The sequence below is a fragment of the Streptomyces sp. NPDC101166 genome (genome assembly GCF_044768125.1).
Lineage (GTDB): Bacteria > Actinomycetota > Actinomycetes > Streptomycetales > Streptomycetaceae > Streptomyces.
In genome coordinates this window covers 1-1091 of sequence record NZ_JBIWPF010000305.1, presented here as the reverse complement: position 1 = coordinate 1091, position 1091 = coordinate 1, and the positions used below count along the sequence as shown (strand labels likewise).

Below are 1091 nucleotides of genomic sequence, written 5' to 3'. Positions count from 1 at the left end.
CTCACCGACGCCGTGCACCGCGACGAGGTGGCCCGCGCCCAGGCCGCGCTGCGCATCGAACAGGTCGAGACCACCATCTCCGAACAGTTCGGCGTCAGCCTCGACGACCTCATCGCCGAATACGGCCCCGACGTCCCCACGCCGCCCACCGCGCTGGAGATGATCGAGTACGAGCAGGCCCGCGAGCGCGGCGACACGGTCAGCGAACCGCAGCCCATGCCCTACGACCGCGCCACCCAGGAACGCCGCGCCAAGCGCGCCGAGAAGGACCTGGTCACCCTCGGCAAGGTGAATCCCCTTGCGCTGGAGGAGTTCGCGGCCCTCGAGGAGCGCTACACGTTCCTCAACACCCAGCTCGAGGACGTCAAGAAGGCCCGCCAGGACCTGCTCGACGTGGTCGCCGAGGTCGACGAGCGCATCCTGCAGGTCTTCACCGAGGCCTACGAGGACGTGGAACGCGAGTTCACCGGCGTCTTCGGCCGCCTGTTCCCCGGCGGTGAGGGGCGGCTGCTGCTCACCAATCCCGCGGACATGCTCACCACCGGCGTCGAGGTCGAGGCCCGCCCGCCGGGCAAGAAGGTCAAGCGGCTGTCGCTGCTCTCCGGTGGCGAGAAGTCCTTGGCCGCCGTCGCTTTCCTGGTGTCGATCTTCCGCGCCCGGCCCTCGCCGTTCTATGTGATGGACGAGGTCGAGGCCGCGCTGGACGACACCAACCTGCGCCGGCTCATCGGACTGTTCGAGCAGCTGCGGGAGAAGAGCCAGCTGATCGTGATCACCCACCAGAAGCCGACCATGGAGATCGCCGACGCCCTCTACGGCGTCAGCATGCGCGGTGACGGCATCACGCAGGTGATCTCGCAGCGGATGCGCGGGGAGAACCTGGTCGGCGCGACGTCGTAGATTCGCTACGGTGTCCCGCTCAGCGGGAATTCATCCCGATGTCGGAGTGAAACACCTGCGCGTCCCATTGCGTTGCCGCTAGCGTCCGGCCCCATGAAGCGCTCCATTGCCGTCCTGGCCGCCGGACTCTCCGTCGGACTCGCCGCTCCGCTCCCGATCGCCCTCGCCGACACCGGATCCGCCGGGTCCGG

General features: G+C 68.6%; 1 protein-coding gene. It reads left to right on the top strand.

Annotated elements, in window-relative coordinates:
• The coding region (locus ACIRS4_RS38650; RefSeq protein ID WP_404205016.1) for an AAA family ATPase at nucleotides 1-900 on the top strand (900 nt) is incomplete at its 5' end.
• Nucleotides 901-1091: the final 191 nt, after the last annotated feature.